This window comes from Undibacterium sp. FT79W (assembly GCF_014284215.1).
GTDB classification, from domain to species: Bacteria; Pseudomonadota; Gammaproteobacteria; order Burkholderiales; family Burkholderiaceae_D; genus Undibacterium; species Undibacterium aquatile.
This window is the reverse complement of the sequence record NZ_JACOGB010000004.1, coordinates 254,782-268,763: the sequence shown is the minus strand read 5'-3', so window position 1 is coordinate 268,763 and position 13,982 is coordinate 254,782. Positions and strand designations below refer to the sequence as shown.

16 protein-coding genes are annotated in these 13,982 nt (G+C 52.5%); 8 read left to right on the top strand and 8 right to left on the bottom strand.

All coding sequences use genetic code 11. The features are described 5' to 3' along the window. Positions 1-25: 25 nt before the first annotated feature. From H8K38_RS08825 to H8K38_RS08800, 6 genes are all read right to left on the bottom strand, one after another. Positions 26-1,003, bottom strand: coding sequence for an ATP-binding cassette domain-containing protein (locus tag H8K38_RS08825; RefSeq protein WP_370587081.1), 978 nt, complete (start codon positions 1,001-1,003; stop codon positions 26-28). 74 nt (positions 1,004-1,077) lie between these two features. Further along, positions 1,078-1,974, bottom strand: coding sequence for an aliphatic sulfonate ABC transporter permease SsuC (ssuC, locus tag H8K38_RS08820; protein WP_186884448.1), 897 nt, complete (start codon positions 1,972-1,974; stop codon positions 1,078-1,080). Positions 1,975-1,983: 9 nt separating this feature from the next. Then, positions 1,984-3,129: an FMNH2-dependent alkanesulfonate monooxygenase gene (ssuD, locus tag H8K38_RS08815; protein WP_186884605.1), complete on the bottom strand. Its 1,146-nt coding sequence runs from the start codon at positions 3,127-3,129 to the stop codon at positions 1,984-1,986. A gap of 19 nt (positions 3,130-3,148) precedes the next feature. Further along, positions 3,149-4,108 (bottom strand): sulfonate ABC transporter substrate-binding protein, encoded by a 960-nt coding sequence (locus H8K38_RS08810; RefSeq protein WP_255422891.1) that lies wholly within the window; start codon positions 4,106-4,108, stop codon positions 3,149-3,151. A gap of 271 nt (positions 4,109-4,379) precedes the next feature. Beyond that, on the bottom strand, positions 4,380-4,964 hold the full coding sequence (gene ssuE, locus H8K38_RS08805) for an NADPH-dependent FMN reductase (protein WP_186884446.1): 585 nt from the start codon (positions 4,962-4,964) through the stop codon (positions 4,380-4,382). 32 nt (positions 4,965-4,996) lie between these two features. Then, positions 4,997-6,010 (bottom strand): sulfate ABC transporter substrate-binding protein, encoded by a 1,014-nt coding sequence (locus tag H8K38_RS08800; RefSeq protein WP_186884445.1) that lies wholly within the window; start codon positions 6,008-6,010, stop codon positions 4,997-4,999. Positions 6,011-6,178: 168 nt separating this feature from the next. Here H8K38_RS08800 and H8K38_RS08795 point away from each other — a divergent pair, with 168 nt between their 5' ends. Next, positions 6,179-6,757 carry a glutathione peroxidase gene (locus tag H8K38_RS08795; RefSeq protein WP_186884444.1) on the top strand — a complete coding sequence of 193 codons (579 nt, stop codon included), beginning with the start codon at positions 6,179-6,181 and terminating at the stop codon, positions 6,755-6,757. A 121-nt stretch (positions 6,758-6,878) separates the two neighbouring features. On the opposite strand, the gene H8K38_RS08790 is transcribed toward H8K38_RS08795, so the two are convergent. Next, positions 6,879-7,508: a TetR/AcrR family transcriptional regulator gene (locus H8K38_RS08790; RefSeq protein WP_186884443.1), complete on the bottom strand. Its 630-nt coding sequence runs from the start codon at positions 7,506-7,508 to the stop codon at positions 6,879-6,881. 221 nt (positions 7,509-7,729) lie between these two features. Between H8K38_RS08790 and H8K38_RS08785 the strand changes: the two genes are divergently transcribed. The 7 genes from H8K38_RS08785 to H8K38_RS08755 are packed head-to-tail and all read left to right on the top strand — an operon-like array spanning position 7,730 to position 13,464. Continuing rightward, positions 7,730-9,013: an NAD(P)/FAD-dependent oxidoreductase gene (locus H8K38_RS08785; protein ID WP_186884604.1), complete on the top strand. Its 1,284-nt coding sequence runs from the start codon at positions 7,730-7,732 to the stop codon at positions 9,011-9,013. A gap of 31 nt (positions 9,014-9,044) precedes the next feature. Beyond that, entirely contained in the window at positions 9,045-9,872 is an 828-nt protein-coding gene (locus H8K38_RS08780) for a DUF1365 domain-containing protein (protein WP_186884442.1), read from the top strand. After that, positions 9,869-11,113 (top strand): cyclopropane-fatty-acyl-phospholipid synthase family protein, encoded by a 1,245-nt coding sequence (locus tag H8K38_RS08775; RefSeq protein WP_186884441.1) that lies wholly within the window; start codon positions 9,869-9,871, stop codon positions 11,111-11,113. Before H8K38_RS08780 ends, H8K38_RS08775 begins: the two co-directional genes overlap by 4 nt. Then, positions 11,110-11,673, top strand: a complete 564-nt coding sequence (locus H8K38_RS08770) for a chalcone isomerase family protein (protein ID WP_186884440.1) — start codon at positions 11,110-11,112, stop codon at positions 11,671-11,673. The genes H8K38_RS08775 and H8K38_RS08770 overlap by 4 nt, the downstream gene beginning before the upstream one ends. Before the next feature lie 28 nt (positions 11,674-11,701). Then, on the top strand, positions 11,702-12,259 hold the full coding sequence (locus H8K38_RS08765; RefSeq protein WP_186884439.1) for a DUF3833 domain-containing protein: 558 nt from the start codon (positions 11,702-11,704) through the stop codon (positions 12,257-12,259). Continuing rightward, a complete protein-coding gene (locus H8K38_RS08760; RefSeq protein WP_186884438.1) occupies positions 12,256-13,023 on the top strand; it encodes an SDR family NAD(P)-dependent oxidoreductase in 768 nt (255 codons plus the stop codon). Before H8K38_RS08765 ends, H8K38_RS08760 begins: the two co-directional genes overlap by 4 nt. After that, positions 13,024-13,464 carry a nuclear transport factor 2 family protein gene (locus H8K38_RS08755; protein WP_186884437.1) on the top strand — a complete coding sequence of 147 codons (441 nt, stop codon included), beginning with the start codon at positions 13,024-13,026 and terminating at the stop codon, positions 13,462-13,464. A gap of 53 nt (positions 13,465-13,517) precedes the next feature. Here the strand turns inward: H8K38_RS08755 and H8K38_RS08750 are convergent, their stop codons facing one another. After that, entirely contained in the window at positions 13,518-13,973 is a 456-nt protein-coding gene (locus H8K38_RS08750; RefSeq protein WP_186884436.1) for a nuclear transport factor 2 family protein, read from the bottom strand. Between the last annotated feature and the right edge of the window lie 9 nt (positions 13,974-13,982).

The following is a 13,982-nucleotide window of genomic DNA, read 5'->3' as shown; positions in this document are numbered from 1 at the left end:
TTGAAGCTGCCAGCAGAGCTGAGGCCTAAATCGCCCAGGTCACCTGATTGACCGTGCGGAGCAGCGACACGTCGCCGAGTTCCGCATCCGGCTGCTGCGCCGGGCGCTGCAACACCCGCGCCAGTATCTGTTCTTCCAGCGCGGCAAAGACTGGGTTGCCACGCGCGCGCGGCCGCGGCAAATCGATTTTCTGATCCAGCGTGATCTGACCGTCTTCAATCAGAATCACACGATCAGCCAGTGCAATCGCTTCCTGCACATCATGCGTGACCAGCAAAGCGGTGAAGCCGCGCTGTTGCCAAAGTTGCTCAATCAGGCTTTGCATCTCAATGCGCGTCAAAGCATCGAGCGCACCCAGCGGCTCATCCAGCAGCAACAGGGTCGGCTCATGCACCAGCGCTCTGGCCAGCGCAACGCGCTGACGCTGACCACCGGACAATACCGATGGCCACTCGCCAGCGCGCTCAGCCAGCGCGACCTTGTTCAGCGCCGCAACTGCATCGCTGCGACGACCGTGTAAACCAAGGGCGACGTTATCGAGCACGGTTTTCCACGGCAGCAGCCGCGAATCCTGAAACATCACGCGGGTTTCAGGGCGGCGGTTGTTTTGCCCGTTGTTCTGCCCATCGTGCTGAGCATCCTGCTGGGCAAACTCCAGGTTGCCGCTGTCGGCTTTTTCCAGACCAGCGATCAGGCGCAGCAAGGTGCTTTTACCGCAGCCGCTGCGACCGATCACCGCAACAAACTCACCGGCTTCGATATCTAGTTGCAACGACTTCAGCACGCTGCGGGCCTTGTACGATTTTTGCAAATTCTGAATACGGATGGCCGTGCCTGATTGCGGCGTCTGACGTGGCAAATGTGGCAGAGGTGAAATCTGCGACGATTTCTGCGCTGGGCTCAGTTCTTTTCTACTGTCTTGTCTGCTGTCCTGCCCACTGTATTGTCTGATCACGTCCGCAGCAGATGTCGGCTGCGCCGCATATTCAGTGACTTGGCTGATGCCATCGTCCAGCTCTTGCCTGAGCGCGGCAATACGCGCCACCGCTGGCGAGGGGGAATATATGAGCTTCGACATCATGTAAGCTTTCTCTGATAACCCGGATGCCAGCGCAGCCAGTAATGTTCAAGTGCGCGTGACAATACGTCGGCGATTTTTCCGAGCAGGGCGTACAGCAAAATCCCCACCAACACGACATCGGTCTGCAAAAATTCACGCGCATTCATGGTCATGTAGCCGATACCCGCCTGCGCTGAAATGGTTTCAGCAACAATCAGTAAGACCCACACCAGCCCCAGCGCAAAACGCACGCCGACCAGAATAGAAGGCAAAGCGCCGGGCAAAATCACATCACGGTATAAAGCCCAGCCCGACAAGCCGTAGCTACGCGCCATTTCTATCAAGCCCTGATCGACGGAACGTATGCCGTGAAAGGTATTCAGATACACCGGAAAAAATACGCCGACCGACACCAGAAACAGCTTCGCCGTTTCATCGATCCCAAACCATAAAATCACCAGCGGTATCAGCGCCAGCGCCGGGATATTGCGTATCATCTGCAAGCTGGTATCGAGCAGGGTTTCAGCAGTGCGGAAAGTACCAGTCAGCAAACCGAGCAACAAGCCCAGACCGCCGCCAATCACAAAACCCGACACCGCACGCCACAGGCTGGTTCTGGCGTGGATAAAAATTTCACCTGAAACGCTCAGATTCCAGAAGGCTTTCGCGACTGCCAGCGGCTCCGGCAGAATGCGGCTCGATAACCAGCCCTGTTGCGCCGACACCTGCCAGATCACCAGCAATAACAGCGGCACCGCCCACGGTGCCAAGGCACGCAAAATGCGCAAGGCATGAAGACGCCACGGCGTGGCTGGGCGCGCCGATTCGCGACGTCGGAAGGTCTGCGACAAGTCGTCTGCAAGCCCGGCGAATTCATTGAATTCATTGATCTCAGTAATAAGCGGCGACGCCATGCTGTGCTCCTAGCTTTGCGAAACCTGCGGTGCGATGGAATTCGCAATCACTTCGCCGAAAGGGCCTGTGAGCGAACTCGTCACACGCGGCACCGATTTTCCTATCAGCGGAAACACCAGTTCGGCAAAACGATACGATTCTTCCAGATGCGGATAACCGGAAAAAATAAAGGTCTCAATGCCGAGTGCTGCATATTCTTTGATGCGTGCCGCCACGGTTTCCGGATCACCGACCAGCGCCGTTCCGGCACCACCGCGTACCAGCCCGACACCCGCCCACAGATTCGGCGAGACTTCGAGTTTGTCGCGCTTGCCGCCGTGCAGCGCCGACATCCTTTGCTGACCGACTGAATCCATCTTCGCAAACGCTTTCTGCGCGCGCGCAATCACCTCATCATCAACATAACGGATCAGATCATTTGCTGCCGCCCAGGCTTCTTCATTGGTTTCACGCACAATCACATGCAGACGGATACCAAAGCGCAAAGTGCGGCCATGCTTAGCGGCGCGTGCGCGCATGTCGGCGATTTTTTCAGCCACGGCCGCAGGTGGTTCGCCCCAGGTCAGATAGACGTCGACCTGTTCTGCTGCGAGCTCGTGCGCTGGTGCCGATGAGCCGCCGAAATACAAAGGCGGATGCGGCTTTTGCACCGGTGGATAGAGGGTCTTCGCACCTTTCACGGTCAGGTGTTTTCCGCTGAAATCATAACCGGCATCACCACCTTCACCCGCCAGCGATGCGCGCCAGATGCGTAAAAATTCGTCGGTGATTTCATAACGTTTTTCGTGGTCGGCAAAGACGCCATCGGCTTCGAGTTCGCCCTGATCGCCACCGGTAACGATATTGACCAGCAAGCGCCCGTTCGACAAACGATCAAAGGTGGACGCCATGCGCACTGCCAGACCCGGACTGCTGAGTCCGGGACGAACCGCCACCAGGAATTTCAGTTTTTTCGTCGCACTGATCAAACTCGAAGCAACGACCCAGGCATCTTCGCAAGAGCGACCGGTCGGCAGCAACACACCATCGTAGCCCTGAGTATCCGCCGCCACCGCGATTTGTCGCAGGTAGTCGTAACTGATTTCGCGCGCGCCGTGGCTGGTGCCGAGATAGCGCGTATCGCCGTGGGTAGGAATAAACCAGAAAATATTCAAGCTCATCGCATTTCTTTCTTTATTTCAGGACAGATGTTTTAGCGCCGGATGGCAGCCAGACTGCTTCGCGTACGTTGATGCGTTTCGGAATCAGCTTCAGATCGGCAAAGGTATCTGCAATGCTTTGCTGTTCCTGAATCACGGCCTCAGACAAGGGCTTCACACCATAAGAAAAACGGCCGACGGACAGTTCAACGATTGTCGGTTCCAGACCGACCTGCACCGACAGAATTGCTGCGGTGGCCTTGATGTTCTTTGCGCTCCAGTCGCCGGTCTTGGCGATCTCATCCAGAATCACACTGATGATCTCGGGATGCTTCTGTGCGTAAGAGCGTGAAGCGAGATAGAACTGGTGGTTGCTGACAGCGCCTTTGCCGTCAGCCAGCACGCGGGCGCCGAGCTGCTTTTCAGCGGCCGCCAGAAACGGATCCCAGATCGCCCAGGCATCAACGCTGCCGCGCTCAAACGCGGCACGCGCATCGGCGGGTGCGAGAAATACGACTTCCACATCTTTGTACGCAAGCCCGGCTTTTTCCAGCAGTTTCACCAGCAGGTAATGCACATTCGAGCCTTTGTTGAGCACGATTTTTTTGCCCTTCAGATCCGCCACCGATTTGAGTGCAGAGCCTTTCGGTACGACGATCGCTTCGCCCGCAGGAGCCGCAGGTTCATTGCCGACATACAGTAAATCGGCACCGGCCGCCTGCGCGAAAATCGGCGGCGCTTCGCCAGTGGTACCGAAATCGACACTACCGACATTCAGACCTTCCAGCAATTGCGGGCCCGCCGGAAACTCTGTCCATTTCACTTCCACACCCAGCGGCGCAAGGCGTTTTTCGAGGCTGGCACTGCCTTTCAGCACAGTCAGCGTGCCGTACTTCTGGTAGCCGATGCGCAAGACACTTTTCGCTGCGACTTTCGTTTGCGCATGAGCGACATTCAGGCCTCCGGCAAAAGCAATCGCCGTCAATGCCAGCATGCCTGTCAGCACGCTGCGGCGCAGTGCAGTGGTCTTTTTCACCTGTTCAACGTAACGTGTATGACGGTGTTGCGGGATAGTATTCTGATTTTCACTCATTTCATTTCCTTGACTGATAAGGCAAGACTTACCCCTGCCGGAAATCTGGCATTGCGGTAACGCTTACGGGATTGCTGGTAAATATCCGGTGTTGCAGCGGTTCAGAAAACCACGATTGATGAACCTGTCATTTCCTGAACCTGCATGAGTTCAGGTGCAAGTCAGGCACAATTCAGGCACGACAGCACATCAGTTCTGCGACTGGCGGTTTCGACGCCTGTATATGCCGTAAAGACGAGAGGCTCTCGGCCAACAATTGCACACCGTCAGCAACTCGCTGCGCTATCGCGGCATCCAACTGTAAGCCTTGCTGTTCGTGCCACTGAACCTGTGCATCGGTTGCATAGACGCCCGGTAGTACATGACGTGCCGACAGCGATGTCAGTACCGGGCGCAAGGCGTAATCGAGTGCCAGCATGTGCGATTGGCTACCGGCTGTCGCCAATGGCAATACAATTTTTCCGCTCAGGCCGTCTTGCGGCAGTATGTCTAAAAATGCTTTTAACAAGCCGCTGTAAGCTGCTTTGTAAATCGGCGTGGCAATCACCAGCGCATCGGCACGTTCGACCAATAATCTGGCGACGTTCAGTTCAGTATCGGAAAAATCCGCATTCATCAGCGCTTCCGCCGGCAGATCGCGGACATGCAGGCTGACGGTACGTTGTCCGAGCGCATTGAGTTTCTCACCGGCATACTGCAGCAGACGAGTGGAGCGCGACGGCGAAGACGGGCTACCGGAAAGCAGGAGAATAGTCATAGTGATTCCTTCAATGCGCTCGATAGCGTCAATTATTTTTTATTTGGCTGATAAATCTGATCAAATACACCGCCATCGGCAAAATGGGTTTTCTGAGCAACAGTCCAGCCACTGAAGGTGTCATCAATATTGAATAACTTGATTTTCGAGAATTGCCCGGCATATTTTTTCGCCGCTTTTTCACTGACCGGACGATAGAAATTTTTACCGATAATGTCTTGTGCCTCGTCGGTGTAGAGGTAATTCAGATAAGCCTCAGCCACTTTGCGCGTGCCGCGTTTATCGACCACTTTATCGACGACGGACAACGGTGGCTCAGCCAGAATACTGATGGACGGTGTGATGATTTCAAATTTATCCGCGCCGAATTCTTTGAGTCCCAGATAGGCTTCGTTTTCCCATGACAACAGCACGTCGCCAATACCGCGTTCGGTAAATGTCACCGTTGAACCGCGCGCACCGGAATCCAGCACAGGCACATTTTTAAACAACTTTTGCACATATTCTTTTGCCGACGCGTCGCTACCGCCTGGCAATTTCAGCGCATAACCATACGCCGCCAGATACGACCAGCGCGCACCGCCGGAAGTTTTCGGATTCGCAGTGATCACAGATACGCCGGGCTTAATCAGATCGGCCCAGTCTTTAATGCCTTTAGGATTCCCTTTACGCACGAGGAAAACGATGGTGGATGTGTAAGGCGAAGCATTGTGTGTCAGACGCTTTTGCCAGTTTTTTGACAGCAAACCCACATTCGCAATCGCGTCGATGTCATACGCCAGCGCAAGTGTGACCACATCGGCATCCAGACCATCGATCACCGAACGTGCCTGTTTGCCGGAGCCACCATGCGACTGTTTGATCGTGACTTTGTCGCCGGTTTTTGCCTGCCATTGTTTTGCAAACGCCTGATTCACGTCCTGATACAGTTCGCGTGTCGGATCGTAGGAAACATTCAGCAGCGTGATGTCTGCAGCTTGGGCAGCACCGTGAATCGCACCGGCAAACGCGAAGCTGGCGAGGAGCAGGAGTTTTTTTGCTTTCATCTGGAATCCTTGGAATCAGTGTTTAACGAGGATGTCAGAATAATTCGCGACTTTATATTTGAAAACGAAGTATTTTTACGATCTATATTCATTTTTCATATAAAGAGCCTGATCAGCAGTTTTTTACTGGCTAGGCTACTATGTGCTTCTTTCATGAAGGAGACCTCCATGCTGCGACATTTTGTTGTGTATTCTGTTGTCTGTTCCGCCGTTATTGGCAGTCTGGCTGCAATCAGCAGCCCGGCCTTCGCTGAGGAAGCGGATGCCTGCCCGGCCATCCTGAATCACAAATTCAATCGCCTGCAAGACGATGCGCCGCAAGATCTTTGTCAGTACAAAGGGAAAGTCGCATTGGTCGTCAATACTGCCAGCTATTGCGGCTTTACCAATCAATACGAGGGGCTGGAAAAAGCCTATGCCAAATACAGCAGCAAAGGTCTGGTCGTACTCGGTTTTCCGTCAAATGATTTCGGCAAACAAGAGCCGGGCAACAGTAAGGAAATCGCCGATTTTTGCTACAACACCTATGGTGTGAAGTTTCCTATGTTTGCCAAGTCATCCGTGACCGGCAAAGACATCAATCCGCTGCACGCTCAATTGGTCAAAGCGACAGGCACAACGCCGAAGTGGAATTTCTACAAATACCTGATCGATCGTAAAGGCAACGTTGTTGCCGCTTACAGCAGCATGACTAAGCCGGACGATAAAAAGCTGGTCGCCGATATAGAAAAAGCGCTGGCGGAATAAGCTGACGGCCTACATACAAACGCCGTTGAAAAAAAAGGCTGGAAGCCCCTGTTTATAAGGGCTTCCAGCCTTTTTTTGATGTAGTACACGGATTACAGGAACAACCAGAAGAGAGCGTATGTTACGCCACCGGTGCTCTCGCCTGCTCTGACAAAAATCCCCCTATGGTGGCGTGCACCATAGCGTCAACGATCTGCTCATGCGTCAACCGCTGGTCGCGCACCAGAAACTCCATCGTCGGATCGCAGGCACGTGAATACAAGGTGTACACCAGCACATCATCCGGCACCAACGCCGTCAAGGCGCCTTGCTTACGTGCCGTTGCCACCAGTGCATAAAAGCGCTTATTCACCCGCAACGCCACTGTCACATAATCGAGATTCAGCATCAGGCTACGTTGCAAAGCCCGGCTTGTCGATGGCAGATGCGGCACGCCCCCTTGCAAACGCAAACGCAGTGACCAGGCAAGAATATGCCTGATTTTTTCTATCGCAGGCATGTCTTCCGGCAGAGTGTCTAATTCTTCCAGTGTTGCTTTCAGCAGACGGGTCAGCGCGGCCGCTGCCAGCTTTTCTTTCGAAGAAAAGTGTTTGTACAGACTACCTTTCGCGATGCCGACCGCATCAGCGACATCATCCATCGTCATCAGGTCATACCCTTTATCAGATAAAAGATGATTGACCGCATCAATGATCGCTTCTTCACGTGCGTCAAACTGCTGTTTTTTAAAGGGAATTTTTAGCTTTATCATTTTTTTCTGTACAACTTTAAACTTTGTAGTATATTTCGTGACTGATCAGTCACGAAATGAAACATCAGGTCATATTTTAACTCAGGCGTATCGGCAACGGGTAGAAATCTGTATTTCCTCCCGGTCGGGTCGGTAACAGAGCATGGCTGAAATAAGCGTAAGTCGGGAATGCAAGCTTGTTGGGCGGCATTCATTACAAAAAAATTTATCGTTAAAAAATGATGAAAATTGCGGTCATCGGTTCCGGCATCTCCGGCCTCTCCTGCGCTTATGAATTATCCCGCGCACACCACGAAGTCAGTCTGTTTGAGGCAGACAGTTATTTTGGCGGACACACGCATACCGTTGATGTGACGCTGGAAGGAAAAACCTATGGCGTCGATACCGGCTTCCTGGTGTTTAACCACAAAACCTATCCGAATCTGGTCCGGTTATTTAAAGAACTGCAAATAGAAACTGTCGCGACTGATATGTCGTTCTCGGTCAAAATGCCGATAGCCGGAAGATATCTGGAATGGGCAGGTGCCAATCTGGATACCGTGTTCACACAACGACGTAACCTGTTGAATCCACGCTTTCTGCGCATGTTGCGCGACATCCTGCGTTTCAATAAACAGACGACCGCGATGGCAAAAGCGGAAGCAACGCATGATTTCCACATTCCGCTGGGTCAATTTTTGCAGCAGCATCGTTATAGCGAAGAATTTATCCACTGGTATCTGTTGCCGATGGCAGCCTGCATCTGGTCTTGCCCGACTGCGACCATGATGGAATTTCCTTTATCGTCGTTCGTCAATTTTTGCCACAACCACGGTTTATTACAGGTCAACGACAGGCCGCAATGGCGTACCGTCAAAGGCGGTGCCCGACATTATGTTGAACAGCTTCTGCCACATATTGCCCACACCTATCTGCATGCGCCAGTCAGTGCGGTAAAGAACAGTGCATCAGGACGGGTCAGCGTCATATCGGCAAGAGGCATTGAAGAGTTTGACCACGTCGTCATGGCGACACACAGCGATCAGTCGTTGAAAATGCTGACAGACAGCACCACCTCGGAACAACAGATATTATCGGCAGTGAAATACCAGCCTAACCGCGCGGTACTGCATACCGACGCCAGCTTTTTGCCGGAGAACCGCAAAGCCTGGTCCGCCTGGAATTACCAGAGTGCGAATGGAAAAGAGCCGCAAGTCTGCGTGCATTATCTGATCAATCAATTGCAGCCGCTGCCATTCACAACCCCGGTTATCGTCAGCCTGAATCCAATTCAAGAACCGGCACCGGAAAAAATCATTGCCAGCTTTGATTATGCCCATCCTGTGTTTGATTCTGCGGCAGTCAAGGCACAAACCATGCTGAATCAGATACAGGGCCAACGACAGATCTGGTTTGCCGGGGCCTGGACGGGTTACGGCTTCCACGAGGATGGCCTGAAATCCGGCTTGCGCGTCGCAAAAAATATTATCGCCAGCCAGACGCTGGTGAGGCCACTTGCAGCCTGACACCGATCGCTTTATCTCAGCCCAATAAACGATGACACAAGCAGATAACGCTACACTGAAACAGCAGACCGCATCACCGACGATACGTCTGTGTATCGGTGAGGTCATGCATAAACGCCTGCGCCCGGCAAAAAATGCGTTTCGTTACGGCGTCTTTTTTATCCGTGTACCTGTACGTGCGCTGACGTCACAAACCTTGCCGGTGCATGCCCGCTTTTTTTCACACAATCGTTTTAATCTGCTGTCATTTTTCGACAAAGATCATGGCGATGCTCAACAGCCGCTCAGCAAGTGGCTGGATGCGTTATTGCACGACCACGGAATCAATGACGCCGACGGTGAAATCTGGCTGCAATGTTTTCCACGTGTGATTGGCTATGTGTTTAATCCTGTGTCTTTCTGGTTTTGCCACCGCCGCGATGGCAGCCTCAGAGCGATTGTCTGTGAGGTTCGCAATACCTTTGGTGAAAAGCATGTCTATTTACTGGAGCAAGGCGACACGCTGCTCAACGGGCAGGAACTACATGCAAAAAAAATCTTTCACGTTTCGCCTTTCTGTGCAGTAGAAGGCAATTACCGCTTCCGTTTTTTACAGACACAGCAGCACGATACGCAGCACAACATACGCCACGTCGCCAGAATTGATTACGATGATCGTCAGGGGCCGGTGCTGATCACCAGCGTCTCTGGTGAGGAGCAGGCAATGGCGGATCAACAGATCGTCAAAGTGATGTTGCGCTACCCGCTGATGACTTTCGGTGTCGTTGCCCGCATCCATCTGCAAGCATTGCGCCTGTGGTTAAAACGCGTTCCATTTTTTTCCAAACCAACTCCACCATCGCAAGAGGTTAGCCGATGAGCACTTTGCATCCTACTTTGTCGCCTGACAACAGCCAGACAAAACAACTGGACACCACGCAGTTTCCTGCCGAAGCCCGCTTTGTTATTGGCTTACTGAACCGGCTGGAGCACGGTAGTCTGAGCATACAGTTTCCGGATGGGCAGATCGCGCGCTTTGGCCGTGCTGATGACGGCAACCGCCACGTGATGCTGGAAATGAATAACTGGCAGCTCTGCCGCGCAGTACTGAAATCCGGCGACATCGGTTTTGCCGAAAGCTATATTGCCGGTCACTGGACAAGCACGCATCTGGCGGGACTGATAGAACTGATAACGCGTAACCGCGCGCAACTCGAATCCGTCATCTACGGTACCTGGTGGGGCAATCTTTTATACCGCATCAAACATCTGTTGAACCGGAACTCGAAAGCGGGCAGCAAAAAAAATATTCATGCCCACTACGATATCGGTAACGACTTTTATCGTCTGTGGCTGGACCCTTCCATGACCTATTCCAGCGCCATCTTTTCCTCGGATCAGGTGGAAAGTCTGCATGATGCGCAACAGATGAAATACCGTCGCATCCTGCAACAACTGAATCTGCCCACGCAAGCGAAAGTGCTGGAAATCGGCTGTGGCTGGGGTGGCTTCGCGGAAATGGCAACACGCGATGCACAAGCCCATGTGACGGGACTGACGCTATCGACCGAACAATTGCATTTTGCCCGCGAACGCCTGAAACGTGCCGGTCTGCATGCACGCAGCGATCTGCAGATACAGGATTACCGCGATGCCCATGGTGACTACGATGCCATCGCTTCGATAGAAATGTTTGAAGCAGTCGGAGAAGAATACTGGCCCGGCTATTTCGCCTGTCTGCAACGTAATCTGAAACAAGGTGGGCGAGCCTGCATACAAAGCATCACGATTGCGGATGAATTATTTGAGCGTTATCGCAAAGGCACCGATTTTATTCAGCAATATATTTTCCCCGGCGGCATGTTGCCGTCGATAGAAAAGTTTCACCAACTGGCAGAGCAATACGGCTTACAGGTCATTGATACTTTTACCTTCGGTCTGGATTACGCACGCACATTGCTTGAGTGGCGCAAAGCATTCATGGAAAAACTGGCGGAAGTAAGGGCACAGGGATTCGACGACGAATTTTTACGTACCTGGGAATTTTATCTCGCGTATTGCGAAGCAGGATTCCGCGCTGGCAATATCGACGTGGCGCAATTTACCTTGGTCAAAAAATGATAACCGTTGCCGCACACCGTTATCTGTCGACTCTCTTGCTGAGCATCTGCATTCTGGCCTGTAGTGTTCAGGCTGCGGCAACTGAGGCGCCGCCGCCGATACGCGACGAGATACCGCAGGCGGTGTTGCAGGGAACAGGGACCTACCGCTGGTTCGGGCTGGCAATTTATGACGCTGCGCTTTGGATGTCGGCAGGAAGCCCACCCGACATCCGCCAGCGTTTCGCGCTGGATCTGACCTACGCCAGAAATCTCTATGGCAGCAAAATCGCCGAAGCCAGCATCGATGAAATCGGCAAACTGAAGCTCGGCACAACGGAAAAACGGCAGCAATGGCTGCTGCAGATGAAAGGCATCTTTCCGGATGTCAAAGAAGGCAGCCGGATTACCGGCATTCATATTCCTAATGAGGCGGCGCGTTTTTATCTGAACGGCAAGCTCCTCGGTGAAATTCGCGACCCTGAATTTGCACACTCTTTTTTTGCGATCTGGTTAGACAAAAAAACCTCTGCGCCGAATTTACGCAACAAGTTGTTGGGTCATCAGAATACGTCTCAATAATTCGTTCCCGTCACCGCTGAAAGACACTATGAAACTACATCACGTATTTAAAAATATTGTCGTGCTGGCTGCCAGTCTGTTGCTGGCATCCTGCGCCAGCACTTATGACCCGGCTCTTTATGCGAAGGAAAAGCCGAAGCTCGTATTACAGCAATACTTTAATGGCACGCTCGACGCCTGGGGTATGTTTCAGGACCGTTCCGGCAAGATAGTCAAACGCTTCACCGTCGTCATGCGTTGCCAATGGAATGGCGATACCGGCACGCTGGATGAAGACTTTACTTACTCTGACGGCACTAAACAAAAACGCATCTGGACCTTGAAACAGACTGCGCCCGACCGCTATACGGGTACTGCCCCGGACGTGATCGGAGAAGCGCAGGGCATCGTTTCAGGTAACACTCTGCATTGGAATTATGTGTTGGCACTTCCCGTTGACGGCACTGTGTATCACGTTGATTTTGACGATGTGATGGTGCTGATGGATGACAAAGTCATGCTGAACCGCGCGATCATGCGCAAATTTGGCGTTGATCTCGGCAGTGTGACTTTGTCGTTCACAAAACGCGATGGACAGACAAAATGAATCCACGCATACGCGACTGGCAAGGAAAACGTGTCTGGATCATCGGCGCATCAACCGGGATCGGCGCCGAAGTAGCACGGCTGCTGCTGACCAAAGGCGCGAAAGTCGCTCTCTCTGCCCGTAACCGGGAGCAACTGCGACACATCGCACTAGCCTACCCGAAAGCACTGACCTTGCCACTGGACATGACAGATCTCGTCAGTTTACAAACAGCGCATACGCAATTGCTCGCAGAGTGGCAACAGCTTGATCTGGTTTTAGTGGTCGCCGGCGCCTACAATGAAATGCGGGCAGACAGTTTTAATCTCGCCGACGCCAACCACGTGCTCGACGTCAATGTGCGTGGGGTGTACCAGTGCCTGGAGGTAATACTGCCCACCTTGTTAAAACAGGGTGCAGGCGGTATCGGCATCGTCGGTTCGGTTGCTGGCTATTCCGGTTTGCCAAAAGCGCTGGCATACGGGCCAAGTAAGGCGGCGATCATTAATCTGTGCGAATCACTGTATGTGGATCTGCATCCGAAAAACATTGGGGTGTATATGATTAATCCCGGCTTTGTCGCCACGCCGATGACGGCAAATAACGATTTTGATATGCCGGCCTTAATGACAGCACCGGCTGCAGCGCAAGCATTGGTGCGGGGTCTGGAGCAAGGCGAATTTCATATTCATTTCCCTAAACGTTTTACCAACTGGCTGCGACTGGCGCGTTTACTGCCTTATCGCGGTTATTTTTATCTTGTACATAAAGTGACAGGACTATAAATGAACCCTCAGGAACATCAGGCCAGTCTGGATAAACTGGTGAGTTTTTTTGAAACCATCAGCCTCAACGGGGTCGATGATATTGGCCGGATTTATACCGAAGATGCGTATTTCAAAGACCCGTTTAATGAAGTGCGCGGCACCAACAATATCAGGCGGATTTTTCTGCATATGTTTGAGCAGGTGGATCAACCGCGTTTTCTGGTGACCTCCACCGTACTGCAAGGCGACAATGCATTTTTATGCTGGGATTTCCTGTTCACGATGAAGCGTTTCAGCAGGGAAGAACAATGCATACGCGGTGCGACCCACATCTGCTTTGCCACCGATGGACGCGTCACCATGCACAGGGATTACTGGGATGCCGCCGAGGAACTGTACGAAAAACTCCCGTTGCTCGGCGGTCTGATGCGTTTTTTAAAGCGGGCAGCGAACAAGTAAGCGCATACCGAACGTGCGGCAATACCTGCCGCAGTATCCGGTATTTGTCAGAATCACTCTGCCGCTTTAGCAGTTTTAGCAGTTTTAGCAGCTTTATAAGCAGGTAAATATTGTGCCAGTCTTGCGCCCATTTCCTGACCCAGCGCCTGTAAGCCACTCATCGGTCTGACCATCACTTCAAAATCTCGTATCTTGCCGGTATCGTCGAAAGCAATCATGTCAATGCCCTTGAGCTGCTTGTCGCCAACCCGGGCACTGAATTCAAGCACCACATTGAGCCCGTCGTCAGACACGAATTCACGATGATAAGTAAAGTCCTGAAATACCTGTATCACCGTACCCAGGATCAGCACGACCGCCTGCGCGCTGGCATACGGCTGGTGTGCCATCGGGGAACGGAATACAGCTTCGGGATGAACGATCTCAGCCAGCCCGTTAAGATCACGTGCAGCAATCATCTGATGCCAACGTTGTAAAGATGCCGCTGCTTGTGGGTGCAGTTGATTCATCAATGTCTC